Annotated in this window: 29 protein-coding genes and 1 riboswitch; of the genes, 21 read left to right on the forward strand and 8 right to left on the reverse strand. The window is 60.1% G+C overall.

Translation table 11 applies throughout. From position 1 onward, the window contains the following. Positions 1-57: 57 nt before the first annotated feature. The 3 genes from modA to modC are packed head-to-tail and all read left to right on the forward strand — an operon-like array spanning position 58 to position 2625. The gene (gene modA / locus IMCC20628_RS06615) at positions 58-849 is read left to right on the forward strand and encodes a molybdate ABC transporter substrate-binding protein (RefSeq protein WP_047029555.1); all 792 of its coding nucleotides are present in this window, start codon (positions 58-60) and stop codon (positions 847-849) included. Continuing rightward, on the forward strand, positions 842-1540 hold the full coding sequence (gene modB / locus IMCC20628_RS06620) for a molybdate ABC transporter permease subunit (RefSeq protein ID WP_047029556.1): 699 nt from the start codon (positions 842-844) through the stop codon (positions 1538-1540). Before modA ends, modB begins: the two co-directional genes overlap by 8 nt. After that, on the forward strand, positions 1537-2625 hold the full coding sequence (modC, locus tag IMCC20628_RS06625; RefSeq protein ID WP_047029557.1) for a molybdenum ABC transporter ATP-binding protein: 1089 nt from the start codon (positions 1537-1539) through the stop codon (positions 2623-2625). The genes modB and modC overlap by 4 nt, the downstream gene beginning before the upstream one ends. Before the next feature lie 16 nt (positions 2626-2641). On the opposite strand, the gene IMCC20628_RS06630 is transcribed toward modC, so the two are convergent. Further along, positions 2642-3514, reverse strand: a complete 873-nt coding sequence (locus IMCC20628_RS06630) for a LysR family transcriptional regulator (RefSeq protein WP_047029558.1) — start codon at positions 3512-3514, stop codon at positions 2642-2644. Between the two features lie 99 nt (positions 3515-3613). On the opposite strand from IMCC20628_RS06630, the gene IMCC20628_RS06635 reads away from it, so the two are divergent. Continuing rightward, a complete protein-coding gene (locus IMCC20628_RS06635) occupies positions 3614-4759 on the forward strand; it encodes a TauD/TfdA family dioxygenase (protein WP_047029559.1) in 1146 nt (381 codons plus the stop codon). Beyond that, the gene (locus tag IMCC20628_RS06640) at positions 4756-5370 is read left to right on the forward strand and encodes an HD domain-containing protein (protein WP_047029560.1); all 615 of its coding nucleotides are present in this window, start codon (positions 4756-4758) and stop codon (positions 5368-5370) included. The genes IMCC20628_RS06635 and IMCC20628_RS06640 overlap by 4 nt, the downstream gene beginning before the upstream one ends. Before the next feature lie 6 nt (positions 5371-5376). Here the strand turns inward: IMCC20628_RS06640 and IMCC20628_RS06645 are convergent, their stop codons facing one another. The 4 genes from IMCC20628_RS06645 to phnF all read right to left on the reverse strand — a co-directional run bounded on the left by IMCC20628_RS06645 (position 5377) and on the right by phnF (position 8994). After that, the gene (locus IMCC20628_RS06645; protein WP_047029561.1) at positions 5377-6030 is read right to left on the reverse strand and encodes a methyltransferase domain-containing protein; all 654 of its coding nucleotides are present in this window, start codon (positions 6028-6030) and stop codon (positions 5377-5379) included. Further along, complete coding sequence (locus IMCC20628_RS06650) at positions 6027-7271, reverse strand: DUF3419 family protein (RefSeq protein ID WP_156174429.1); 1245 nt, start codon at positions 7269-7271, stop codon at positions 6027-6029. The genes IMCC20628_RS06645 and IMCC20628_RS06650 overlap by 4 nt, the downstream gene beginning before the upstream one ends. 49 nt (positions 7272-7320) lie before the next feature. Next, the gene (locus IMCC20628_RS06655; RefSeq protein ID WP_052766608.1) at positions 7321-8136 is read right to left on the reverse strand and encodes a UDP-2,3-diacylglucosamine diphosphatase; all 816 of its coding nucleotides are present in this window, start codon (positions 8134-8136) and stop codon (positions 7321-7323) included. A 102-nt stretch (positions 8137-8238) separates the two neighbouring features. Then, on the reverse strand, positions 8239-8994 hold the full coding sequence (phnF, locus tag IMCC20628_RS06660; RefSeq protein ID WP_047029563.1) for a phosphonate metabolism transcriptional regulator PhnF: 756 nt from the start codon (positions 8992-8994) through the stop codon (positions 8239-8241). Between the two features lie 103 nt (positions 8995-9097). Between phnF and phnG the strand changes: the two genes are divergently transcribed. Genes phnG through IMCC20628_RS06695 form a run of 7 tightly spaced genes read left to right on the forward strand, consistent with a single transcriptional unit; the run spans position 9098 to position 14409 of the window. Continuing rightward, positions 9098-9580 (forward strand): phosphonate C-P lyase system protein PhnG, encoded by a 483-nt coding sequence (phnG, locus tag IMCC20628_RS06665; RefSeq protein ID WP_047029564.1) that lies wholly within the window; start codon positions 9098-9100, stop codon positions 9578-9580. Further along, complete coding sequence (phnH, locus tag IMCC20628_RS06670; protein WP_047029565.1) at positions 9580-10200, forward strand: phosphonate C-P lyase system protein PhnH; 621 nt, start codon at positions 9580-9582, stop codon at positions 10198-10200. The genes phnG and phnH overlap by 1 nt, the downstream gene beginning before the upstream one ends. Before the next feature lie 3 nt (positions 10201-10203). Then, complete coding sequence (locus IMCC20628_RS06675; RefSeq protein WP_047029566.1) at positions 10204-11331, forward strand: carbon-phosphorus lyase complex subunit PhnI; 1128 nt, start codon at positions 10204-10206, stop codon at positions 11329-11331. A gap of 23 nt (positions 11332-11354) precedes the next feature. Then, a complete protein-coding gene (locus IMCC20628_RS06680) occupies positions 11355-12263 on the forward strand; it encodes an alpha-D-ribose 1-methylphosphonate 5-phosphate C-P-lyase PhnJ (RefSeq protein WP_047032334.1) in 909 nt (302 codons plus the stop codon). Continuing rightward, a complete protein-coding gene (phnK, locus tag IMCC20628_RS06685) occupies positions 12263-13087 on the forward strand; it encodes a phosphonate C-P lyase system protein PhnK (protein ID WP_047029567.1) in 825 nt (274 codons plus the stop codon). Before IMCC20628_RS06680 ends, phnK begins: the two co-directional genes overlap by 1 nt. A 3-nt stretch (positions 13088-13090) precedes the next feature. Beyond that, positions 13091-13798, forward strand: a complete 708-nt coding sequence (gene phnL, locus IMCC20628_RS06690) for a phosphonate C-P lyase system protein PhnL (RefSeq protein WP_047029568.1) — start codon at positions 13091-13093, stop codon at positions 13796-13798. Then, the gene (locus IMCC20628_RS06695) at positions 13795-14409 is read left to right on the forward strand and encodes a DapH/DapD/GlmU-related protein (RefSeq protein ID WP_047029569.1); all 615 of its coding nucleotides are present in this window, start codon (positions 13795-13797) and stop codon (positions 14407-14409) included. Before phnL ends, IMCC20628_RS06695 begins: the two co-directional genes overlap by 4 nt. Here the strand turns inward: IMCC20628_RS06695 and bluB are convergent. Then, on the reverse strand, positions 14406-15086 hold the full coding sequence (gene bluB / locus IMCC20628_RS06700; RefSeq protein WP_047029570.1) for a 5,6-dimethylbenzimidazole synthase: 681 nt from the start codon (positions 15084-15086) through the stop codon (positions 14406-14408). The genes IMCC20628_RS06695 and bluB overlap by 4 nt on opposite strands. Before the next feature lie 48 nt (positions 15087-15134). After that, positions 15135-15316, reverse strand: a riboswitch (cobalamin riboswitch). A gap of 181 nt (positions 15317-15497) precedes the next feature. Between bluB and phnC the strand changes: the two genes are divergently transcribed. From phnC to phnN, 7 genes are all read left to right on the forward strand, one after another. After that, a complete protein-coding gene (gene phnC / locus IMCC20628_RS06705; protein WP_047029571.1) occupies positions 15498-16379 on the forward strand; it encodes a phosphonate ABC transporter ATP-binding protein in 882 nt (293 codons plus the stop codon). 56 nt (positions 16380-16435) lie between these two features. Then, positions 16436-17347, forward strand: coding sequence for a phosphonate ABC transporter substrate-binding protein (phnD, locus tag IMCC20628_RS06710; RefSeq protein WP_047029572.1), 912 nt, complete (start codon positions 16436-16438; stop codon positions 17345-17347). 75 nt (positions 17348-17422) lie between these two features. After that, the gene (gene phnE, locus IMCC20628_RS06715; protein WP_047029573.1) at positions 17423-18388 is read left to right on the forward strand and encodes a phosphonate ABC transporter, permease protein PhnE; all 966 of its coding nucleotides are present in this window, start codon (positions 17423-17425) and stop codon (positions 18386-18388) included. Beyond that, positions 18385-19929 (forward strand): phosphonate ABC transporter, permease protein PhnE, encoded by a 1545-nt coding sequence (gene phnE / locus IMCC20628_RS06720; RefSeq protein WP_047029574.1) that lies wholly within the window; start codon positions 18385-18387, stop codon positions 19927-19929. Before phnE (IMCC20628_RS06715) ends, phnE (IMCC20628_RS06720) begins: the two co-directional genes overlap by 4 nt. Beyond that, complete coding sequence (locus IMCC20628_RS06725; protein ID WP_047029575.1) at positions 19929-20636, forward strand: DUF1045 domain-containing protein; 708 nt, start codon at positions 19929-19931, stop codon at positions 20634-20636. Before phnE (IMCC20628_RS06720) ends, IMCC20628_RS06725 begins: the two co-directional genes overlap by 1 nt. Further along, on the forward strand, positions 20637-21776 hold the full coding sequence (locus IMCC20628_RS06730) for an alpha-D-ribose 1-methylphosphonate 5-triphosphate diphosphatase (RefSeq protein WP_047029576.1): 1140 nt from the start codon (positions 20637-20639) through the stop codon (positions 21774-21776). After that, the gene (phnN, locus tag IMCC20628_RS06735) at positions 21776-22381 is read left to right on the forward strand and encodes a phosphonate metabolism protein/1,5-bisphosphokinase (PRPP-forming) PhnN (protein WP_047029577.1); all 606 of its coding nucleotides are present in this window, start codon (positions 21776-21778) and stop codon (positions 22379-22381) included. Before IMCC20628_RS06730 ends, phnN begins: the two co-directional genes overlap by 1 nt. A gap of 9 nt (positions 22382-22390) precedes the next feature. Here the strand turns inward: phnN and IMCC20628_RS06740 are convergent, their stop codons facing one another. Next, positions 22391-22648, reverse strand: a complete 258-nt coding sequence (locus IMCC20628_RS06740) for a hypothetical protein (protein WP_047029578.1) — start codon at positions 22646-22648, stop codon at positions 22391-22393. Positions 22649-22882: 234 nt separating this feature from the next. Between IMCC20628_RS06740 and IMCC20628_RS06745 the strand changes: the two genes are divergently transcribed. Next, the gene (locus IMCC20628_RS06745; RefSeq protein ID WP_047029579.1) at positions 22883-23689 is read left to right on the forward strand and encodes a metallophosphoesterase; all 807 of its coding nucleotides are present in this window, start codon (positions 22883-22885) and stop codon (positions 23687-23689) included. A gap of 24 nt (positions 23690-23713) precedes the next feature. On the opposite strand, the gene IMCC20628_RS06750 is transcribed toward IMCC20628_RS06745, so the two are convergent. Further along, positions 23714-24118 carry a rhodanese-like domain-containing protein gene (locus tag IMCC20628_RS06750; RefSeq protein ID WP_047029580.1) on the reverse strand — a complete coding sequence of 135 codons (405 nt, stop codon included), beginning with the start codon at positions 24116-24118 and terminating at the stop codon, positions 23714-23716. 239 nt (positions 24119-24357) lie between these two features. Between IMCC20628_RS06750 and IMCC20628_RS06755 the strand changes: the two genes are divergently transcribed. Continuing rightward, positions 24358-25239, forward strand: coding sequence for a bile acid:sodium symporter family protein (locus IMCC20628_RS06755; protein WP_047029581.1), 882 nt, complete (start codon positions 24358-24360; stop codon positions 25237-25239). Positions 25240-25245 lie beyond the last annotated feature (6 nt).

A 25245-nucleotide genomic window follows, 5' to 3' on the forward strand; every position in this document is an offset into this window, starting at 1 on the left:
AGTCACTGGTTCCCGCTGGTACGTCCCTACAGACCTCAAATTAAGGGAGCTTGCCGGATGCCTGCCCGTTTGATCCGTCGCATGCTTGGCGTTCTGGTTGTTGCCGGGTTGACGCTGTCTGCCGTCGGCGCCCGGGCAGACGATGTGCTGGTGTTTGCCGCAGCCAGCCTGAAGACCGCGCTGGACCAGGTGGCGACGGACTGGCGCAGTGCTACCGGCAAATCGGTGACCATTTCCTATGCCGGCAGTTCCAGCCTGGCGCGGCAGATAGAGCAGGGCGCGCCGGCCGATATTTTCGTTTCCGCATCGGTTGACTGGATGGACTATCTGCAGACGGCCAAGATGATCCACCCCGACACCCGCACAAACCTGTTGGGCAACCGTCTGGTGTTGATCGCACATGGCCGTGATGCACCGGGAATTGATCTTGGCCCGGACACCGATCTCGCTGGCTTGCTCGGCGACGAGTGGCTGGCGATGGCGCTGGTCGATTCCGTGCCGGCCGGGATCTATGGCAAAGAGGCACTCAGCAGTCTGGGTCTGTGGGACACGGTGTCCTCAAAGGTGGCGCAGACCGATAATGTGCGGGCGGCACTGGCGCTGGTGTCGTCGGGCGAAGCACCGTTTGGCATCGTCTATGCAACCGATGCGGTGGCTGATGGCACTGTCAGCGTGGTCGCGGTTTTTCCCGAAGAGAGCCATGCGCCGATCATCTATCCGGCGGCCATTGTCAGCACGTCAGTGCATCCGGAAGCGGCTGCCTTTCTGGAGGTTCTGAGAGGTCCAGTTGCGGCAGAAGTTTTCAGGGCGCAAGGGTTCTTGCCGCTGATCGGGCAGGGCGATGGCTGACTGGCTCACTCCGGATCAATGGAGCGCGGTTGCGCTGTCGCTCAAGGTGTCGTTCTGGGCAACGGTGCTGAGCCTGCCCTTTGGCGTGGCGGTGGCCTATGCGTTGGCGCGCTACGAGTTCTGGGGCAAGCAGGTGCTCAACGGGCTGGTGCATCTGCCGCTGATCCTGCCGCCGGTGGTCACCGGCTATCTGCTGCTTTTGACCTTCGGTCGTCGCGGCGCGATTGGCGGCTTCCTTGAAGAGACCTTCGGACTGGTGTTTGCGTTCCGCTGGACCGGGGCAGCACTTGCTGCCGCGGTGATGGCGTTCCCGCTGATGGTGCGCGCGATCCGGCTGGCGATCGAGGCGGTTGATCCAAAACTGGAACAGGCGGCGGCAACACTCGGCGCCTCGCGGCTCTGGGTGTTTGCCACGGTCACCTTGCCGCTGATCCTGCCCGGCATCCTGGCCGGTGTCATTCTGGCCTTTGCCAAGGCGATGGGTGAGTTTGGCGCGACCATCACATTCGTCTCCAACATTCCGGGCCAGACCCAGACCCTGCCATCGGCGATCTACAGTTTCCTGCAGGTTCCCGGCGGCGATTCTCAGGCGATGCAACTGGTGCTGATCGCGGTCGCGATTGCACTTCTGGCGCTGTTTCTGTCTGAATGGATCGGCCGGGCCGTGGCGCGGAGGATCTCGGGATCATGAGCCTTTCTGTCCGACTGTCACATAGCTTTGGTGATTTTGCGCTCGACGTCGACTTCGAAGCGCCTGCGGGCGTCACTGCCCTTTTTGGCCGTTCCGGCTCTGGCAAGACCTCTGTGGTGAATGCCGTGGCCGGGCTGTTGCGGCCAGATGCTGGGAAAATTGTGCTCGACGGGCGGGTTCTGTTTGATTGTGGCCAGGGCGCGTCGGTGCCGGTGCATCAGCGCCGGCTTGGCTATGTGTTTCAGGAAGGCCGGTTGTTTCCGCATCTCAGCGTGCGCCAAAACCTCAGCTATGGACGCTGGTTTGCGCCGCGCGGGCCGGGCGCAGAGTTCGATCATGTGGTGGAGATGCTCGGCATCGGCGATCTGCTTGGTCGGCAACCGGCTCGCCTGTCGGGAGGCGAGAAACAACGCGTGGCCATCGGCCGGGCGTTGCTCGCCAGACCGCAACTGTTGCTGATGGATGAACCGCTGGCGGCGCTGGATGAGGAGCGAAAGGCGGAGATCCTGCCGTTCCTCGAGCGGTTGCGCGAAGAAACCGCCGTGCCGGTGCTCTATGTCAGCCACTCGATGGTCGAGGTTGCCCGGCTGGCCACGACACTGGTGTTGATGGATTCGGGCCGGGTTGTCCGAGCCGGTCCGGCCGACGACATGCTCTCCGACCCCGACAATGTGCCGGCGCTCGGCATCCGCACAGCCGGCGCATCGCTTCATGCGGTGGTGACAGCGCAGGAAGATGACGGTCTGACGCGGCTTGAAGCATCTGCCGGGCCGCTTTATCTGCCCAGGGTGGAAGCCAGGATCGGGGCGCGGCTTTCGATCCGGATCCTGGCGCAGGACGTGATCCTGTCGCGAACCCGGCCCGAGGGATTGTCAGCGCTCAATGTCTTGCCGGCGACCGTGACCGCGGTGCGGCTCGGCGAGGGACCCGGTGCGATCATCCAGCTCAAGGCCGGCGATGATCTGCTGCTGGCGCGGATCACCCGGCGGTCTGCCCTGGCGCTGGAACTTGCGCCCGGTGCGGGCTGCTTTGCCATCATCAAGACGGTTGCCGTCGCCCGGACCAATGTCGGCGGCGCCGGCTGAGGCCTCGCTGTTTTTCTCACAGCTGTTGCGTGGGTTCGCAGAGCATGTCGACGATTTCTTCCCAGTTCTTTCGGGTCAGCATATCCTCGTTCGCTGTCATCCAGTATCCGGCGTCCGGTGTCAGCACCTTGTCTGAGAGGCGGACCAAATTCCCGCTTTCAAGATCCTGACCGGAAAGCGGCAGTGATCCCAGAACCACACCGAGCCCTGCCTTTGCGGCGGCATGCGCAGAGACGTAATTGTCAAACCGAAAAATTGGCACTGAGGTTGCTGCAACGCCGGTTTGCACTGCCCATTCCTGCCAGCCGGGGCGCGGCCCGGACACGGCGATACGAGGCAATTTCCACCAGGGTATGCCACCCTCAAGAAGCGTCGGAGCAGCCAGAGGAACAAGGCTTTCCCGGTACAGCCGGGTGGCGCGGCCCTCGGGACGGGATTCCCGGATGTAGCGGATTTCGATGCTGGCGTTGGCCTTGGCAAAATCCGGTTCGATGATCATGGTGGTCATCGAAATCTGAAATTTCGGCTTGTTTTCCAGGGCTGCGAGGCGCGGAACAATCCACATCTGGGCAACCGAGGCGCTGGCTGAAATGACAATCCGGTCAGGCGCCTTGCCGAACAATTCGTCCGCGCTGCGGTTGAGTGCCTGCAGGGCTTGCGTGACATAGGGAAGCCAGGCTTCGCCATCCACAGTCAGGATCACGCCGCGTGGCTGCCTTGAAAACAGGCTGACGCCGACAAGCTGTTCAAGGTTCTTGATGCGCTGGCTTACGGCAGCCTGCGTCAATCCGATTTCGGATGCGGCAGCGGTAAAGCTGCCGGTGCGACCCGCCGCCTCGAAAACACGAACCCACTCCAGCGGCAGGCGACCAATCTTGTTCAGAGGCATAATGAAAACCGTATCTAAGCATGGTTATTGTTGAGTTGTCATTATGGCAAGGATTGTCGAGACTGTCATCAACGCCAAGGCTCTAGAGGACACCAAAAAATGGACCATGTTGAACTCAGTGATGATGGTCAGATCGTGACCCTGATTTCCGATGCTGGCGCGCGGACACGGTTTCACGCCATCTGGCTGCGTGACAATGCCTGGGACGCTGAAACCCGATCGGCAGGAAACGGACAACGGCTGATCGCGCTTCGCGATATCCCGGTCGACCTCAGAATCGATAGTGCGCGAATTGCTGGCACCAGATTGGAGCTCGAGTTTCAACCTGAAGCCAGGAGCATCGATTATGACCTCGATTGGCTGATGGCGCACAGCTATGACAGCGGATCCAAGCGCGAGACCGGATGGCTGGCGGCGGATATCGAGACTTGGGACAATGGTCTGATGAGCGCGATCCCGCTTGCTGATTTCAATCTGGCCAAAGCTGACAGCCGTGTACTGCGCGACTGGCTGTCCCAGTTGCGCAAATATGGCTTTGGCAAAATGGCGGGCGGACCGGTGGAGCCGGAGGCTCTCTTGAAGATTGCGGCGCTGTTCGGCTATGTCCGGGAAACCAATTACGGCAGATATTTCGAGGTGCGAACCGAAGTCAATCCGACCAATCTGGCCTATACCGGGCTGGGATTGCAGGCCCATACCGACAATCCCTACCGCGACCCGGTGCCGACAGTGCAAATTCTCTATTGTCTCGAGAACTCGGCCGAGGGTGGCGAGAACATGGTGGTTGACGGTTTTGCCGCAGCGTTGCGGCTGAAGGCGGAGAACCCGGCCTGGTTCGAGGTTTTGTCAAAACACTGCGCCCGGTTTGAATATGCCGGGGAAAAAGGCGTCTGCCTGCGTTCGCGACGTCCGATGATCGAATTGTCCGCCGATGGTGAATTGATCGGCGTGCGCTTCAACAATCGTTCGACAGCGGCGATTACCGATGTGCCCTTCGATGAGATGGCAAGCTATTATGCCGCCTATCGCCGGTTCGGCGAGATTATTGATGACCCTGCCATGGAAGTGACCTTCAAGATGACGCCGGGCGAATGTTTTCTGGTCGACAACACAAGAGTGCTGCATGCCCGCAAGGGCTATTCCGGCGCGGGATCACGCTGGCTGCAGGGATGCTATGCCGACAAGGACGGGCTGTTGTCGACATTGGCTTCGCTGGAAACACAATCCCTGGAGGCAGCAGAATGAGCATGACCAAATCGGAAACCCTCTCGGCTGAAACGATTGTCGATTTCCTGGCAGAGATTTTTGAACGTCGGGGCGGCGAGGAGTATCTCGGCGAGCCGGTAACCATGGCCGAACACATGCTGCAGGGTGCGCATTTCGCCGAGCAAGCCGGTGAGCCCGAGATCATCATTGTGGCTACGCTTTTGCACGACATCGGGCACTTCACCTCAGAATTCGGTACCTTCTCGATGGATGATGTCGAGGACAGGCATCACGAAGAAGCCGGCGCTCAGGTGCTGGAGCCGTTTTTCCCCACGCTGGTGACTGATTGCGTCCGCTACCATGTCGCTGCCAAGCGCTATCTCTGCGCGGCCAGACCCGAATATCTGGGCAAACTTTCAGAGGCTTCGATCCACTCGCTCAATCTGCAGGGTGGGCCGATGAACGACGGCGAAGTTCTGGCGTTCGAACTGAACCAGAATTGTCCGGCGATCATCCGGGTTCGCACCTATGACGATGCCGGCAAGGAGGCAGGGCTGACAACGCAGCCATTTTCCTATTATGCACCGATGGTTCAGCGGATCGTCGATGCCCATTGCAGTGGCATGGCCGGCCAAGGGCGCTCGGCTTGACGGAACTCAGGGCAAACGGATCACGCCAATCCGGGCGTAATCACGGTAGATCGATGAAAACGTCAATTGACCATGGCTATCCCCAGCCAGCGCGGTCATGACGCCTTCGATCTGTTGGCGCGGTGTAACGTGAAAGCGCGCCAGCCAGGCTTTGAGAGCTTTGCCGAACCAGTCGGGCAGCGCGGAATGCTGGCCGAAATCCACCACATGGAGTTCGCCGCCGGATGCAACGGCCTGCATGGCCTGTTCGAGGGCTGCTTCCCAACCGGGGATCATCGACAGGCTGTAGGAAAGAAACACCCGGTCGAAACCTGATACGCCGAACAGCTTGCCGGAATCGAAGCGGGTCGCGTCGCCCTGGGTCAGATGGACACGATCGCTCATGGCGCGTTTCGATACCATCGCTTCAGCCGATTTGAGCATCTCGGCGGAGATGTCGAGACCGTACACCCTGGCATCAGGATAGCGCTTTGCCGTCAGGATCAGATTGCGGGCGGTGCCGCAGCCGATTTCGAGCACGGTACCTCCGGTTGGCGGCTTGAGGGCGGCGATCAGATCATTGCGGCCAAGCAGATAGTAGCGCCGGGTCAGATCATAGATATGGCGCTGATGGCGATAGATGCCATCCATCACCGAGGCGTTGGCGGAGACGCTGCTCATGCGCCGGCGTCGCGTTTGACGTGGAGATGAAAGCCGCCGTATATCGCCGAGCGATCGCGCGCGCCGAGCTCCCGGCTTTGCTCAATTCGGTAATCCCATTTGGTGAGAATTCCGTCGGGAACCCGGCCCGGAAGTGGTGAGTGCGCGGCGGCGGTGCGGTAGATGACGCGGGCATACGGGGTCGCGGTGCGAGTGATTTCGGCCCACAATTCGGACAACTGGCTGTCTGTCATCCAGTCCTGCGCATCGAGAAGCACGAAGGCGTCAACCGAAGCTGCGGGGCGGGCGGCGAGCATGGCTGTGATGTTCTCGTTGACGATCTCGACCCGGCCGGCATTGCGGCGGATGGTTTCGAAATTGCGGGCTTCGAGATAGGGCGGCAGGCTGGCTGTCTCGCCTGGCTGATAGCCGCGGCCGAAAGCCTGCCAGGCAAAGTAATTGTCCTTGAGCGGAAAGCCGCAGGCCAGCTTTTCGGTGCGGGTTTTCAGCGCGCCGGTCATGCCGTCGGGCGCATCACCTGCCAAGGCATCATACTGCGCCGGTGGAATGCCAAGTCCAAACAGCGACGCGCGCAGCGAAGTCAGCGCCTTGAAACTGCGGCTGTCGAATACAGGTGCAATCCGCGTTTCGAAGAATTCACGCTGCTTTTCGATGCTGTCCATGCGCAGCAATTCGCGCGGGTCGATACCGTAGAGTTTGCCGGTTACGTGGGCGGCAGAAATGAAGCGTCCGAGCAATCCGGTCGAATAGAAGCCGCGGGTGAAACGGCTGATGCGGCGGCGTCCGTTGATTTCCCGCCCGCCCCAGTAGGCCCGCGTCTTCTCATCAAGATGCGGGCGGATGTGACGCTCATAAAGCGCAACATTGGTTTTCAGATTGGCGTGCCGGAACAGGTTGGAAAACGAGGTGTGGTCGGGCAGATGCGCAGCAGCTGCGAGCTTGAGCTTACCCAAAGCCACATGGGCGGGGGAGAGATCCACGGCAATAATCTTGGCCGGGTTCGCGGTCAGGTAGGACATGACATTGCATGAGCCCGAAGCGATGGTGACAAGGGTATCGGTCTCCTTGAGCGCCAGAGCTTCCATATCGACCAGCGGATCTTCCCAGATCTGCGGATAGACCAGGCCGCGGAACGCTGCCGAGAACACCCGCTCGAGAATGCCGGTCGAGGACAAGGCCGTGTTGCGGACGACCGCACCGTCGATACGAGCGCCGACGGCGGTGGTTTCAATCATGGTCATTGTGATAACTCCGAGGGAGAGAAGAGGGGGCGGCCAGTCATGATAAGAATCATGCCGCTTGGTCCTGCTTGCCTGGTATCTGTTTGAGGGGGGCGCTCTTGGCGACCTGTCCGGCCTTTTCCGGGATGCGGCGTGACCAGTCGATGATCTCCATACGGCCGTCGGAATGCTCGACGACGGCGGTGCAGCTTTCCACCCAGTCGCCGGTGTTGATGTATCGGATGCCGCCGCGCATCTCGTTGGCGGCGTGATGGATGTGACCGCAGATGACGCCATCGGCGCCATGTTTACGGGCTTCATCAGCCAGTACTTCTTCGAAGTCGGAGATGAAGTTGACGGCGCCCTTGACCTTGAGCTTGGCCCAGCGGGAGAACGACCAGTAGCGCAGGCCCAGCAATTTGCGGGAGCGGTTGTGCCATTTGTTGGTCCACATCGCCAAGCCGTAGGCCATGTCGCCCAGATGGGCGAGCCAGCGGTGGTTCATCACCACCATGTCGAATTCGTCGCCGTGGATGACCAGCAACCGCTTGCCGTCGGCGGTTTCAAACACATCGCGTTCGCGCACTTCGATGCCGCCAAAATGAACGCCCTGATAGTCGCGCAGCATTTCATCGTGATTGCCCGGCACATAGATGATGCGTGTGCCCTTGCGGGCCTTGCGCAGCAGCTGTTGCACCACGTCGTTGTGAGATTGCGGCCAGTAAAAGCCCTTGCGCTTCATGCGCCAGCAATCGACGATGTCGCCGACCAGATAGATCGTCTGTGCATCATGCTCGCGCAGGAAATCGATCAGGATATCCGCCTGACAATCGGGAGTGCCGAGGTGGATGTCGGAAAGGAATATCGTCCGGAATTTTTTGGTCACGGAGCCCGCCTGAACCTTGAGCAATCGTCTTGCTGGCAGGCTTAAACACGATTCAGTTCTCAGTTTTGTGACGGTGATTGTGACAATGCGGTAGCGGCGGGGTCAGCCTGTGTCGCCATTTCCCTTGGATGCATCGTTGTCGATGAGCAGTTCGACCCTGTCGGCAGCAAAGCGGGATTCGCCGTAGAGGACCGGCTGGCCTCGGGAATCAATATCAATCGCGCGGGTCAAGAGGACGATGGCGCCGGGCGAAAGTGCGAGCAGATCGAGATCTTCGCTGCTGGCATGCCGGGCTTCGATTGCCGTGGTCTTGCGGGTGTAATCGTCAACGCCGAGCAGCGCCAGGGACGCCGTGATCGAGCCGGTCTCGGCATAGAGGTCGGCGATCTGAGCGAACCGCGCCGCGTCAAACCAGGAAGTGGCGGCCGAAACCGGCACGCCGTCAGCAGCCGAGACTGTCGACAGTTCGATGACTGGCGTGCTTTCAGGCAATGACAGTGCCGTGGACACATGGAGCGGGGCGGGCAAAGTCTTGCTCGACAGCAGCTTGCCGGACCGGGTTTGCGCCTGATTTTCCAGGCCTGAGGAAAAACGCGTGCGCTGGCCGATGGGATAACGAAGACGCTTGCGGTCATTGAGAAAGGTGCCGCGGCCTTGCTCGGCGCGCAGGATGCCTTCCTTCTCCAGCGCTGCAATCGCGGCGCGGACGGTATGCCGGTTGACGCCGAAGCGGGTCGCCAGTTCCGCCTCCGAGGGCAGGCGCTCATCGGGCGCAAGTCCAGTGAGAACCGATTGGCGGATCTGGTCGGCGACCTGCCGCCACAGCGCGATCCCGGTGCGTCTTTGCACAGTTTTCAAACCGGCTTTCCTTTCGTGGTGTCACAGGCTCGTCATACGCGCCGTTTAAGTGTAGCGTAAGTTATATAATTGTCTAGATAAATAGACAAATAAGGAGTTCTCAATGTCGCTTGCGAAGAACGTGCAGGAAAACGCGCTAGCTCCGGACATCGCAGCGCGTCAAAGACGCCTGTCAGTACTGGCGAAGGCGCCAGGCAAGGAGTTGTTGTCGTGCTGGAAACAGGCCGAACTTGACCCCGAGGTGCATCTGTTGCGCGGCCCGGAATCGGGCCTTGTCGCCTTGCGCGGCCGTATTGGTGGAAACGGTCAGCCATTCCATGTCGGTGAGATGTCAGCCACACGGGTGACTGTGCGGATCGGGTCCGGTGAGGTCGGGCATGCAATGATCAGCGGGCGCGACACACGCAAGGCGCAACTGGTCGCAGTCATCGACGCGCTGGCGCAGGATCCCGCCCATGCGAACACGATTGAGCAGGTGATCGTTGCTCCGCTCGAAAAACTGGCTAGCGAGACAGATGCCAAGCTGCGCGAAGAGACCGAAGCGACCCGGGTCAATTTTTTCACCATGGTGCGAGGAGAAGACTGATGTCTGCTGCAACACACTCATCGACCGTTTATGAAGGCGGGTTCGCCGATCCTGTCGGCGCGTCGCAAAGCGTGTTCCGGGCATTGATGGACGCGATGGCGCGCCCCGGCTCGGTACATGCGTTACCGGTTGTGACTGCGCCGCCGGCACCGCTCACGGCCTCTGCAGCTGCGCTGATTGCCACGTTGGCCGATGCCGATACACCGGTCTGGCTTGATCCAGCACTGAACAAGACTTCTGCAGTCAAGGACTGGATCGTGTTTCACACGGGTGCGCCGGTTACCGTGCATCAGTCGGAAGCTGCATTTGCGCTGGTGGCGAGCCCGCAGAGCCTCTCGGCGCTCAACGGATTTTCGCTTGGCACCCAGGAGTTTCCGGATCGCTCGACGACAATCATCCTGCAGGTTTCCAGCCTGACGGACGGTGCCGCGCTGAAGCTCGAAGGTCCCGGCATCAAGCAGCAGGCAAGCCTGTCGCCCGATCCGATGCCGCCGCATTTCGAGGCGCAGTGGCAGGCCAACAGGGCCGCCTTTCCGCGCGGCGTTGACTTGATCCTCGCCGGTCGTGATTGCGTGGCGGCTCTGCCGCGCAGCACCCGTCTTGTCCGTGAGGGAGCGTAAGCCATGTATGTTGCAGTCAAGGGCGGGGAAGCCGCCATCGCCAATGCTCACCGTCTGCTTGGCGCACGTCGCCGGGGGGACACGCAGGTGCCGGGGCTGACGCTCGAGCAGATTGCCGGGCAGTTGTCGCTCGCCGTCGATCGGGTGATGGGCGAGGGCTCGCTTTACGATCCCGAGCTTGCCGCTCTTGCTATCAAGCAGGCGCGCGGTGACCTGATCGAGGCCGTGTTTCTGCTCAGGGCCTACCGGACAACCCTGCCGCGGTTTGGTCATTCCGAGCCGATGGACACCGGCGAAATGCTGGTCGAGCGGCGAATTTCGGCGATCTACAAGGATCTGCCGGGCGGCCAACTGCTGGGCCCGACATTCGATTATACCCACCGCCTGCTTGATCCGGCTCCGGCTGGCGACGAGCCTGTGCAGGCACCGGAGACCGCGCCAGAGAGAGGTGAGAAAGTCACTCGCGTCTCCGACATTCTGGGCGATGAAGGGTTGATCGAAGATGATCCGGTGACGGACGCATCGCGGCCGGTGGCCGACATCACCCGCACGCCGACCGAATACCCGATGGGTCGCGATGCGCGGCTGCAGACACTGGCGCGTGGCGATGAAGGGTTTTTGCTGGCGCTGGCCTATTCAACCCAGCGCGGCTATGCGCGCAGCCATCCGTTTGCCGGTGAAATCCGCATCGGCGAAGTCGATGTCGAGGTGATGATCCCCGAACTCGGCTTCACCGTGGCAATCGGCCGTGTGAAACTGACCGAATGCCAGATGGTCAACCAGTTCCAGGGCTCGGCCAAGGCGCCGCCGCAGTTTACCCGCGGTTATGGGCTGGTCTTCGGACAGGCCGAGCGCAAGGCGATGGCGATGTCGTTGTGCGATCGGGCGCTGCGCGCGTCCGAGCTCGGCGAGGACATTGTTGCTCCGGCGCAGGACGAGGAATTCGTGCTGTCGCATTGCGACAATGTGCAGGCGACCGGCTTTGTCGAGCATCTCAAGCTGCCGCATTACGTCGACTTTCAGGCCGAACTTGATCTGGTGCGCCGCATGCGCGCCGAGCATTTCGCCAGTGCGGCGAAGACCGAAGACGAGACATCCGCGACTGACGACGCCATGGAGGCCGCAGAATGAACGCGCCGTTGAAAGACGCTCCCGTGCAAAACCTGGCGAGCTACAATTTTGCCTATCTCGACGAACAGACCAAGCGGATGATCCGCCGGGCGATCCTCAAGGGCATTGCCATTCCCGGCTACCAGGTGCCGTTCGCGTCCCGCGAAATGCCGATGCCCTATGGCTGGGGCACCGGCGGGGTGCAGGTGACGGCAGCGATCATCGGGCGCGAAGACGTGCTCAAGGTGATCGATCAGGGCGCTGATGACACCACCAATGCGGTGTCGATCCGGGCGTTTTTTGCCAAAACCGCCGGTGTAGCGACGACCACGTCAACTCCGGATGCCTCGATCATCCAGACCCGACACCGGATTCCGGAAACGCCACTGACCGAGGGCCAGGTTCTGGTTTATCAAGTGCCGATCCCTGAGCCGCTGCGATTTTTAGAGCCGCGCGAGACCGAAACCCGCAAGATGCATGCGCTTGAGGAATATGGCCTTATGCACGTCAAGCTCTACGAGGATATCGCCCGCAACGGCCATATCGCCACAACCTACGCCTATCCGGTCAAGGTCGAGGGGCGCTATGTGATGGATCCGTCGCCGACGCCGAAATTCGACAATCCGAAAATGCATCAGTCTGAAGCGCTGCAGCTTTTTGGCGCCGGCCGCGAAAAGCGGATCTACGCGATCCCGCCCCACACCGAGGTAGTCAGCCTCGATTTCGAGGATCACCCGTTCGAGATCCAGCATTTTGAGCAGCCATGCGCGTTGTGTGCCGCAGAGCAGGTCTATCTCGACGAGGTGGTGCTCGATGACAAGGGCGGGCGCATGTTCGTCTGCTCCGACACCCATTATTGCGAAAGCCGCCGGGCCGATGGCCACCGCGGCGCTTTGCTTGGCGATGAGCCGGAGCTGGGCGATGAAACCGATACCGCAAAGGAGGCGATGTGATGAGCCTTTCCGAGACACTTGAAGCGCCCGTCGACGCACTCGTCTCTGCAGCCAAACAGCCGCTGTTGAGCGTAGATAACCTGACCCGCGTCTACGGCAAACGCATCGGTTGCGCCGATGTGAGTTTTGATCTGTGGCCGGGCGAAGTGCTGGCGATTGTCGGTGAATCCGGCTCCGGCAAGACCACGCTTCTCAACTGCATTTCCTCGCGGATGACGCCCACTTGCGGTACGGTTCATTACCGGATGCGCGACGGCGCGAGCGCCGACATCTACAAGATGGCTGAAGCCGAACGGCGCTACCTGATGCGGACCGACTGGGGCTTTGTGCACCAGAACCCGATTGATGGGTTGCGCATGACAGTGTCTGCCGGCGCCAATGTCGGTGAACGGCTGATGGCGGTGGGCAACCGGCATTACGGCAATATCCGCAACACGGCGATTGAATGGCTGTCCCGCGTCGAAATCGATGAAGACCGGGTTGATGATCAACCGCGGACCTTCTCCGGCGGCATGCGCCAGCGGTTGCAGATTGCCCGCAATCTGGTGACCGAACCACGGCTGGTGTTCATGGATGAACCCACCGGCGGGCTGGACGTCTCCGTGCAGGCACGACTTCTCGACCTGCTGCGCGGGCTGGTCTCCGATCTCGGTCTTGCGGTGGTGGTGGTCACCCACGATCTTGCGGTGGCGCGGCTTTTGTCGGACCGGATGATCGTGATGAAAGAGGGCAGGGTGATCGAGGCCGGTCTCACCGACCGGGTGCTCGATGATCCGCGTGCGCCCTACACCCAGCTCCTCGTCTCCTCCATTCTTCAGGTCTGATCTATGAAAACGCTGCTTGTCGCTTCGGAAGTGAAAAAGACATTCGTCATGCATATGCGTGGCGGCGTCGAATTGCCGGTCGTCACCAATGTGTCGTTTTCGCTGAAATCGGGATCCTGCGCGGTGCTTGGTGGCCCGTCAGGCGTCGGCAAAAGCTCGATCCTGAAAATGCTTTACGGCAATTACGGCTGCGACAGCGGGCAGATTCTGGTCAACCATCACGGTCGACACATCGATATCGCCAGTGCCGATCCGCGCATGGTGCTGGCGATCCGGCGTGACACCATCGGCTATGTCAGCCAGTTCTTACGCGCGGTGCCACGCGTCTCGGCACTTGATGTCGCCGCCGAGCCGTTGATGATCCGGGGTATTGCGCAGGAGATCGCGCATCAGCGGGCGCGGGATCTGTTTACTGAACTCAATCTGCCGGAAAAACTCTGGTCGCTACCGCCAGCGACGTTTTCGGGCGGCGAACAGCAGCGCGTCAATATTGCCCGCGGCTTCATTACCGATCACCCGATCCTGTTGCTCGATGAGCCGACAGCATCGCTGGATGCAGCCAACCGCGAAGTCGTAATCGATCTGATTGCCCGCAAGAAGGCCGATGGCGCTGCACTGCTCGGCATTTTCCACGATCAGGACGTGCGCAATGCAGTGGCCGATCATGTGATTGACGTATCGGCTTTTGCCACCGGAAAGACGGCAGCATGACCCGGCTGTCCGATACGCCGCTGGTGCATGACAGCGCCAAGATCGTCGAATCCAGTCTAGGCCGCTACACCGAAGTAGGCGCTCATTGCACTGTGGCGCACTCGACCATGGGGGATTATTCCTACTGCGTCGAGAACACCCAGATAGCCTATGCGAGCATCGGCAAATTCGCCAATATCGCCAGTCATGTACGGATCTATGCCAGCATGCACCCGATGGAGCAGGCGTCGTTGCATCACTTCAGCTATCGCTCGTCGTGGTATTTTGACGGTGAGACTGACAATCAGGATTTCTTCGACTGGCGCGCCGGGCAGCGGATCACGATCGGCCATGATACCTGGATCGGGCATGGCGCGGTGGTGATGCCGGGTGTGAGCATCGGCAATGGCGCCATCATCGGCGCCAACGCGGTGGTCACAAAAGATGTCGCTGATTTCGCCATCGCCGTCGGCGTGCCGGCGCGCACCATCCGGCAGCGGTTTTCCGATGACATCGCCCGCCGCCTCGACGCGCTGGCCTGGTGGGACTGGGAGCACGAGAAGCTGCATGCGGCGCTGCAGGATTTCCGCACGCTGCCGGTCGAGGAATTCATCGAAAAACAAGGCGGCTAGGTTTCGTCCTGCCAGCGCTCCTCGAAAATCAGATCGTCGAGCGGCAGCCTCCGGTTCCAGCCTTTGACCTCCAGTTCCGGCTGCTCATAGAGCTCATCGACATAGCCGAGGCAGAGATAGGCGACGATTTCGATCCGCTCGGGAATGTCGAGAATGGATTTGAGATCAGCGTCGCGAAAAATGCTGACCCAGCCCATGCCAATGCCTTCGGCGCGTGCGGCGAGCCAGAGGTTCTGCACTGCACAGACCGTGCTGTAGAGATCCATGCTGGAATTGTGGGTTTTGCCCAGAACCACCTCTCCGCTGCGGTTGCGGTCGCAGGTGATGCAGATGTTGAGCGGCGCCTTGCGAATGCCTTCAAGCTTCAATGATTTGTATTTGGATTGCCGTTCTTCGGGAAAAAGTTTGACGGCTTCATCATTGGCGCGCCCAAACGCATCGGCAATTTGATCGCGAACCGACTGGCTCCGGATGGTGATGAAATTCCAGGGCTGCATGAAACCCACGGACGGCGCGTGATGCGCGGCTTGCAAAAGCCGCCGCAGCACGTCACCCGGAACCGGGTCCGGCAGGAACTGGTCGCGCACGTCGCGGCGGGTGAAGATGGCCTTGTATACGGCGTCTCGTTCCGAGCTTGAAAAGCTGACAGCAGGCGCCAGCATATATGTCTTCGGCATTGTTTGATCCCCAACAATCCGTAACACCCCACTGCACCGTCCATGTGCGGCAAGGCTATGACATCTGGCCGGTCTTCTGACTTCGGATCATCTGACCTGCGCGCCTTCCCGGGCTTGCCCAGTGGCATGTCGCGCAGACCATCCCCGTTACAGCGTTGGGCACGTTCCGGAGTCTCACCGAATTCCCGATTCTCCCGCTTTTGACGGGCACCAGACCTGCGCATAGGGCCACGGCGGAGACGGGAGCGCAAGCCCGCCAACGGCACAAATGCCGGACGGTCGGCCGTTTTGGAAGCGGGCCTGTGGAGCGTAACAAAACTGACATCAAACCGACATTGGCCTTTCACATGGCTGGGCTAGGTCACTCCTCGAAGGTCGCAAGACCAAAAATGATTTCGAGGGAATTTGCCCATGCTTGAACTGACCGACGTGACCCGCCGATTTGGAACAAATATCGCTGTTGATGCTGTCACGCTGTCGATCCCGGAAGGCCAGATGGTCGGCGTTATTGGGCGCTCTGGCGCCGGAAAGTCAACGCTTTTGCGCATGATCAACCGGCTGACGCCGACGAGCAGCGGCGAGATCCGGTTCAAGGGCAAGACGGTATCAGGTCTCGGCGGTTCAAATCTGCGCAACTGGCAGCGTGACTGCGCAATGATATTCCAGCAGTTCAATCTGGTGCCGCGGCTTGATGTGCTGACCAATGTGCTGCTCGGTCGCCTCAATCATCGCTCCACGGTGCTCAACATCCTCAACATCTTTACGGTCGAAGAGCGCGCAAGTGCTCTGATGGCTCTGGAGCGTCTCGGCATCGCCCAGACCGCATTGCAGATGGCGGGCACCCTGTCGGGCGGCCAGCAGCAGCGCGTTGCCATCGCGCGGGCGTTGATGCAGTCGCCCTCGATGGTGCTGGCCGACGAGCCGATCGCCTCACTTGATCCGCTCAACGCGCAGATCGTGATGGACGCGCTCAAAGACATCAATGAGCGCGAAGGCATCACGGTGATCACCAATCTGCACACGCTTGATACGGCGCGCGCCTATTGCGAGCGGGTGATCGGCATGGCCGGCGGCAAGGTGGTGTTTGACGGTTCGCCCGACGAGTTGACCACCGAGGCCGTGCGGATGATCTACGGCGCCTCCGCCGACGGCGCCGAAATATCCGAAGCCATCACCTCGACATCGATTTCCGCCGGACGCCCAGTGCTGCCGGCCGAGCCGAAATCCACCGGTCCGTTGCAGCCAGCGCTTTGCGTCAAACCTGCAGCCGCCGGGGTCGCCTTGCCCGCGTGACAGGCCCCATCAACGGAATAGCCGGCATCCTGCCGGATCTCACCAGGAGCAGATCAATGTTCAAAAAAGCCCTTCTCGCAGCGGCCTCGTTCGCTGCCATCATCGCTGTCCAGCCTGCTGTTGCCGAAGACCTCAAGGACTTCCGCATCGGCATTCTCGGTGGCGAAAACGAAGCCGACCGTCTGCGCAGCTTCCAGTGCATGACCGACACCCTGCCAGCCGTTCTCGGCGTTGAAAAAGTCTCGCTGTTTCCTGCCGCCGACTATGACGGCGTGATCCAGGGCCTGCTTGGCGGCACGCTCGATTACGCCGAACTTGGCGCATCCGGCTATGCCAAGGTCTATCTCGAAGATCCGAAAGCGGTTGAGCCAATCCTGACCACGATCCAGACTGATGGCGCCACCGGCTACTACTCCGTCATGGTTGCGCGCAAGGATTCGGGCATCACCACGCTTGAAGATCTCAAGGGCAAGAAGCTTGGCTTCGCCGATCCCGACTCGACTTCGGGCTTCCTGGTTCCTTCTGTCACGCTGCCTGCCGCCATCGGCATGCCGATCGCAGACTATTTCGGTGAGACCGGCTTCGGCGGCGGTCACGAGAACCTGGTTCTGGAAGTCGTCAAGGGCAACTTCGATGCAGGCACCACCTGGGCTTCCGGCGTTGGCGAATTCAAGGACGGCTACACATCGGGCAATTTGAAGAAGATGGTCGACAAGGGCATCGTCGACATGGGTGATCTGGTTCAGGTCTGGCAGTCGCCGCTGATCCCGAACGGACCGATCGTCGTCCGTTCAACCATGGACACCGACATGAAGGCCAAGTTCAAGGACTTCATGATGACGCTGCCCGAGAGCGATCCCGAGTGCTTCGCTTCCATTCAGGGCGGCGATTACAAGGGCTACACCGAAGTTGACGCCTCGTTCTACCAGGCCATCATCGACGCTCGCAAAGCCAAGATCGGCTCGTAAGCCTTCTCACTGCCTAACGGCCGCGGTCTCTTGCAAAGGGGGCCGCGGTTTTCCTTGTCGCAACAGGACCAGATTATGAAATCGCCCCAACATTCCCCCATGGTCACCGAGACAGAGCGGCACTGGCAGGCGCTGGCGCGGCAACGCCGCATCTATACCGGGTTGGGACTGGCTCTGCTGTTGATGGCGCTGGCCGGTTCACTGTGGTTCGCCAACGAGACCAATGCCGGCAAATTCTGGGACCGGCTGCCGCATTTCTTCGATTTCTTTGGCGACATGATCCCGCGCGACGGCTGGGAAATCTGGCGCGCGCTGTTTGATCTCGAAAGCCCCTATGCCGACGGCTCGCTGAAATATGATTATCCCGTCGGCCGGATATGGCTGACAGACAATTTCTATATGCCCGAATATGTGTTCAAGATGATCGAGACCATCAATATCGCCATTGTTGCGACCCTGGTCGGATTCTTCTTCGGGTTCCTGTTGTGTTTTCTGGCGGCGTCGAACCTGACGACGCGGGGCTGGCTGCGCAGTTTCGTGCGGCGTTTCCTGGAAATCCTGCGCGCCTTTCCGGAAATTGTCATTGCCGGCTTCTTTGCCGCGATCCTGTCTCTGGGACCGGTGCCGGCGATCATTGCCGTGGCGATCCACACCATCGGCTCGCTCGGCAAGATGTTTTTCGAAGTGGTCGAGAATGCCGACATGAAGTCCGATGAAGGTCTGCGCGCGGTTGGCGGCAATTGGGTCGAGCGGGTGCGTTTCGGCATGGTTCCGCAGGTGCTGCCCAATTTTCTGAGCTACACCTTGATGCGGCTTGAAATTAACGTCCGGGCTTCGACCATTATCGGTGCGGTTGGCGGTGGCGGCATTGGCGAGGCACTCAGACTGTCGATCAGCCGAGGCCATGAGGCCAAAACCATCGCCATCGTCATCCTGCTTTTGTCCACGGTGATAGCCGTCGATCAGTTGTCGGCCTGGCTGCGCAAGCGCGTGGTTGGCGAGCAGGCTTTCGCCAGTGCCCGTGCAGGAGCCTTGTCATGACCGCTATCACCGCAAGCCAGCTGGACGAGATCGCCGGGCGTTATCCTGATGTGTTCAACCGTTCGTTCCTCACCCGCTACAGCAAGATATTGATGGTGGCAGCCGTTGCCATCTATCTGGTGTTTGCCTGTAACCTGTTTGCCATCGGCCAGGTGATCCAGCGCGGCAGCTGGGACATCGCCGGAAGTTACCTGGCCGACTGGATCTCTTATGAAGTGCGACCGGATATTGTCTATCACGATGGCTATCTGGAGGTGGAGTTTCCAAAATATTCGCCGCTGGGCTCTGATCCCAAGCCGGACTGGCTGGTGACCGAAAATGCCGAAGTGACGGTCGTGACCAAAGCGACGACTGCGGCGCCCGTTGCAACGCCGCCAGCTGCTACAGGCTTTCTGGTCCCCGGCGCCAAGGGGACTTCAACCGGCTTCATGGCACCGGGTGCGGCAACCGGGGGGGCTGCGGTAGATGCCGGGCAACCGGCTGTCGAGACGCCGGCAACATCGGAGCGTAAAATGGTGCCGGTTCGCGCCGAAGTCAGCATGGGCTCTGCGGGTTCGGTACTGGTGGAACCTTACCGGGTGAGGCTGAAACGCGGTGACCACACTGTTCTGATCAATATCGGGTCCGACGGCATCGTCCGCGCCGAGGGCGCATTGCCGGAATGGGTTGACGTGCGCCGGGGCGGCGAAAAGATCATCGCCAGTTTCGGTTTTGCCGGCCGGGTTGAAATTGAAGGTGACGAGGTGAAAATACGGCAGCGGTTCCTGGGCTGGGAGAATTTTGTTTTCGATACGTCCTCGCCGTTCTGGGACCGCGGCTTCGGTGATGTGATGGCGACGATACTGTGGGGCGAGCGGATCAAGCCGGCTCAGTCGAACCTGTCGCTTGCGGTGGACAATTTCCTCAACAATGCCGAATGGCAGCATGGTGATGTGTACATCAAGCTGGGTCAGACCATCGTCATGGCCTTTGTCGGGACCCTGTTTGCCACGGCGATTGCCTTTCCGCTGTCGTTCATGGCGGCGCGCAACATCACGCCGAGCTTCCTGACCAATCAGGTGACCAAGCGGTTGTTCGACTTCCTGCGCTCGGTCGACATGCTGATCTGGGCGCTGTTTTTCACACGCGCCTTCGGGCCCGGACCGCTGGCCGGTATTTCCGCCATTTTCTTCACTGATACGGGAACGCTTGGAAAACTCTATTCGGAAGCCTTGGAGAATATCGACGAGAAGCAGCGTGAGGGTGTACGTTCGCTGGGCGCAAATCCGGTTCTGGTGCAGCGTTTCGGGGTTGTGCCGCAGGTTTTGCCGGTGTTTGTCAGCCAGTCGCTGTATTTCTGGGAATCAAACACGCGCTCGGCAACAATCATCGGAGCGGTCGGCGCTGGTGGCATCGGCCTCAAATTGTGGGAAGCGATGCGGACCAATGCGGATTGGGAGAACGTTGCCTATATGGTGCTTTTGATCCTTTTTGTGGTGTATGTTTTCGATACTATATCTTCGCGCTTGCGTGGATTGCTGATCGGCAGGGGACAGGCTTGATGCGTTACGCGTTCTATTTTTCTCCCGGTCCTGGCGAAGCGCTGGCGGATCTGGGCGCCAGCTGGATCGGTCGTGATGCGGCGACCGGCAGACCGGTCGATCACCCGCATATTGACGGTTTGGGCGCAAGTGGACTGGCTTCAATCACCGGTCCGGCCCGGCGTTACGGTTTTCATGCAACGTTGAAAGCGCCGTTCCGTCTGGCCGAGGGCATAAGCGAGGCGGACCTCATCGACGCGCTCGAGGTTTTCGCAAACGCTGCCAGTCTTTTTGATATTCCGTCGCTGGTCATTGGAAACCTCGACGGGTTTCTGGCGCTGGTGCCCGGTGGTTCCGTCAGTGAGCTCAACAGCTTTGCCAATTCTGTTGTCGAGGCGTTCGAGCCGTTTCGGGCGCCGTTGACGGAGCGCGATATCGAACGGCGCAATCCGGACTCGCTGTCCTCAATTGAGCTGAAGAACCTGCTGCGTTGGGGCTACCCTTACGTTTTTGACAGCTTCCGCTTTCACATGACCCTGACCACGCGTCTGCCAGGCGCCGATATTTCACGTATCACCGCGGCTGCCGAAACGCATTTCGCCTCGATCCTGTCCAGGCCAGTGCCGGTCAGCGCTTTGTCGCTGTTTGTCGAACCTGAACCGGGTGCGCCCTTTGAACTTCATAGCCGGACGCCTTTGGCGTCAGACAAATTGAGAAAGACCGCCTGAATGAGCACCGAGACAGTTTTGACCAATGCCCGCCTGGTGCTGGAAGACCGGGTTATCTCCGGGAGTATAGTTTTGAAGGATGGGGTCATCGTCGAGCTTGCCGAAGGCAATTCTGCCTCTGGTGTCGATATGGAAGGCGACTACGTAATCCCCGGATTGGTGGAATTGCACACTGATCACCTCGAAGCGCATTATTCGCCGCGTCCGGGCGTGCGCTGGAATGCGATTTCGGCGATCCAGTCGCACGATGCGCAAATTGCATCCTCCGGTATCACCACGGTGTTTGATTGCCTGAGGTTGGGATCGGATGCCGGCGACGGTTTCGAGGTTGGCGAAATGCGGGCAATTGCCGACGCACTGGCTGAGGCACGGGCGGAAAACCGGCTGCGCGCCGATCACCTGATTCACTTGCGTTGCGAGGTGTCGGCGGCGGATGTGCTGGATCATTTTGCCGATTTTCTGACCGACACTCAGGTCCGGCTTGCCTCGCTGATGGATCACGCGCCCGGACAGCGACAATTCCAGACGCTGGAGCAATATGCGCTCTACCACAAGGTCAAGCGCGGGCTGACCGACGAGGCGTTCGACATTTTCGTCACCCGGCGGCAGGCGGCTTCGGCGCAATACTCCGACGCGCATCGCAAGGTGCTTTCCGCAGCCTGTGCAGAGCGCGGCATCACGGTTGCCAGCCACGACGACGCCACCCTTGATCATGTCGAAGAAGCGATCGGCTTTGGCGTCAAGCTGGCGGAATTTCCGACCAGCATCGAGGCAGCACAGGCATCGCACAAGGCCGGCATGAGCGTGCTGATGGGGGCGCCGAATGTGGTGCGCGGCGGCTCGCATTCCGGCAATATCGCCGCAACAGACCTTGCCCGGGCCGGTGTTCTGGATGTGCTGTCTTCCGACTATATTCCCTTCAGCCTGATTCAGGCGCCTTTCGTGCTGGCCGACGAGATCGAGGATCTTGATCTGGCAACCGCCATCCGGCTGGTTACGTCGACGCCGGCAAAGACCGTGGGACTGGATGATCGCGGCAGCCTGACGCCCGGAAAGCGCGCAGACCTGGTGCGGGTGCGCCGGCAAACCGGTATTCCGATTGTCCGCTCGGTCTGGCGCCAGGGCGAACGGGTGGCGTGATGGCAAGCCTCGATAGTGGTTCGAATGTTGCCCAGCCGGTTGGCGGTACGTTCATCGTGCTGCTCGGACCAAGTGGCTCGGGCAAGGACACACTGATCTCTCATGCGCGCCGAGAATTTTCGGGCTCGTCTGACGTGCTGTTTGTGCAGCGCGTGATCACCCGACCGTCCGATGCAGGCAGTGAGGATCACATTGCCATGACCGATGACGAATTTGATGCTGCCATTGATGACGGGCAGCTTTCGCTGACCTGGGCGGCCAATGGGTTGCGCTACGGCCTGCCGCGCAGTGTCGAAGTGCATCTGGCTGCGGGCAGGGTGGCGGTCGCCAACGGTTCGCGCGGCGCGTGGGACGTGATCCGACAGGTGTTTCCAAGTGCGGTGGCGGTGGAAATCAGGGTGGATCCGGAGGCGCTGGCCAGCAGGCTGGAAGCCAGAGGGCGCGAAGACGCCGTCGAGATCGAGGCGCGGCTGAAGCGAGCGTCTGATCTGACAGACAGATTTGAGGCAGACATGATCATCGACAATTCCGGACAGGTCGAGACCGCAGGTGCGGTGTTGACCGATTACATCCGGCAAGCGCATGAGGGCCGAAACGGCGGATAGCCGTTGAACCTAGTCTGCTTCATCCTCCTCAGAATCCGGACCGCCATCAAGCCGGTGCTTGATGGCCAGCGCGTAAATCACGTTGAGAACATTGCGGTCCTTGACGTCCGGATCGCTGAGCGCCAGCAAGGAGGCGCGCACCAGGCGTTTGCTGGTGGCCTTGGAGCAATTGGCGAAAACATAGTCGTGCAGTTGCACATCCGACAGACCGAGATATGCCCCTTCGAGCAGCGTCTCATAGACTTTGCGGATCTTTTTCTTCGGCACTCGCGCCTCCTCGCTGTTTGTGGATTTTCACGTTGCATTCTGATTGTTAGGGATGTGCAGTGTCACAAACAAGCGTGGCGAAGAACTTGGTTCCGGATGGTGTGTCGGTGTTGGGCTAGCATGCCGGAAACGATTGTGTCCTTAAATCAGCCTGCCGGAACGCCGGGGCTGGTGTGCTGTCATGGAACGGCGACATGACCGGGATAGACACACTGAACTGCGATGGAGACCACGATGAAACTTGTGCATATTTCCGACATTCACATCAATGCCGTACCGATCCTGGGGCTTGATTCGATTGCCAACTTCAAAAAATGTCTGGCCTATGTCGAGGCCAATGACCAGGACGCCGACCTCGTGGTGATCACCGGCGACCTGACCCACTACGGTCAGGAAGAAAGCTACCGTGAACTTGTCGAGATCCTTGACGGCAGTTCGCTGAAGGGCAAACTCGAACCACGGCTGATGATCGGCAATCACGACAACCGCGAGACATTTGCTTCGGTGTTTCCACACACCAACCGCGATGATGACGGTTTCATTCAATGGACCGAGGAGACACCTGCAGGTCTGTTCGTCTACATGGATACAGTCGACGCGGGCCGGCATAGCGGGCTCTATTGCGAAAAACGGATGGCCTGGCTCAGGCGCGTGCTGGATACCGCTCGGACCAAGGGCCAGACAGTCTTTCTGTTCATGCACCATAACCCGGTTCGGGTGCATGTCGCCAATGCGGATGTCATCGGCATTCTCAATGAGAAGGAGCTGCAGTCGCTGCTCAAAGAGTATTCTGACACGATCGGGCACATGTTTTTCGGTCATTGCCACTACACGCTGAGCGGCGCTGTCGGCGGCATTTCCTATTCAGCGCCGCGCTCGACAAATCACAGCTGCTGGCCGGATTTTTCAGGCCAGATCAACCGGATGGGCTATGGCGATCTGGCGCCGAACTACAATGTCTGTTTCCTGGAAGAGGACAGCGTGGTGGTGCATTCCATCGATTTTCTCGACGCTGAAAAGGTTCAATGGCGGCTTGATTGAATCGCGGGCTGCCCGGGAGAAACTCTAGGAGTTCCGCTCGGGTGGAAACTCGACCGGACCGCCCTGGGCTTGCCATGTCGAGAACCCCTCTTTCAAATGGGCTGCCTCAAAGCCCATGTCATTGAGCGTGGCCGTGGTCAACGCCGAGCGCCAGCCCGAGGCACAGTGAAACACGAATGTCTTGTCCTGACCGAAGACCTGCTTGAAATAGGGGCTTTGCGGGTCAACCCAGAACTCGACCATGCCGCGCGGGCAGTGAAAGCTGCCGGGAATGAAGCCTGAGCGCTGGCGTTCGCGGACGTCACGCAGATCGACGATGACGACATCCGGATCGTCAACCATGGCGATGGCGTCGGGGGTTTCGATTTCCTTGATGCGCGCACGGGCGCTGGCGACGAGATCGGCGACGGGGGTGATGGCTTTGACCATGAGGAACCTGTTGGAATTTGGCGCGGGCTGGCTTGCATGTGTGCCCCAATCCGAATTTGGGCGCAACACCGCTCGTCCTGATCCGGCCGGCCGGTGAAGCTCCGATGGAACGCATTGCCCATCGACAAGGCTCGAAAATTATGGTCCCGTTCACGACTGCACCGTCCGCTCACATTGCGGCCAGGTGAGCAGCATGCACAGGACACCAGCAAGAGTGTCTGTGCAAACGGGAGGGGATTATGGGCACTGTCGTCGGGGTCGTTTTGCCTTTGGGCTTGGCGTTCATCATGTTTTCACTGGGCCTCGGCCTGACGGTTTCAGATTTTTTGCGGGTGATCAAACGGCCGTTTGCCTTTGTCATCGGTGCACTCAATCAGGTGGTGCTTCTGCCGATCGTCACGTTCCTGCTGGTGCTGGCGTTCGGCCTCGGCCCTGAACTGGCGATCGGTTTCATGATCCTGGCGTTTTGTCCGGGCGGCGTCACCAGCAATATTCTGACCCGCCTTGGCAAGGGCGACGTGGCGCTTTCGGTGTCACTGACGGCGGTGATCAGCCTTGCTTCGATGTTCACGGTGCCGCCCCTGCTGGCGCTGTCGATCGGCTATTTCAGCGGCGCTGATGCCACGCCGGTCAATATTGGTGGCATTGCCGTGCAACTGTTCTTGTTGACCACGGTGCCGATCCTCATCGGGTTGGCGATGCGTCATTTCGCACCCGCCGTGACCGGGCGCATCGCGCCGGTGGTGGCGCAATTGGCCAATGGCCTGTTCGTGGCCATCGTCGTGCTGGCCGTGGTGCTCAATTGGGATGTTTTCATCACCAATCTGCCGATACTGGCGCCGTCGCTGGTGGTGCTGATTGTCGTGCTGCTGGCCGTCGGTTTCGGCGTTGCCCGGTTGGCAGGACTGTCGATGGCCGAGGTCAAGACGATTTCAATCGAGACCGGCATTCAGAATTCCACACTCGGCATCACCGTGGCCGCGATCCTCACCGGTCACGAGGCGGGCTTTCCGGCTTATGCGCTGCCGGCCGCAGTCTATGGCATCTTGATGTATGTGGTCTCGGCACCGGTGATCTGGTGGTTTCGCCGGCTTGCGGCAGGCGCGGTAAATGCAGAATAGGGTGAG

This window comes from Hoeflea sp. IMCC20628, from assembly GCF_001011155.1.
Classification (GTDB): Bacteria; Pseudomonadota; Alphaproteobacteria; order Rhizobiales; family Rhizobiaceae; genus Hoeflea.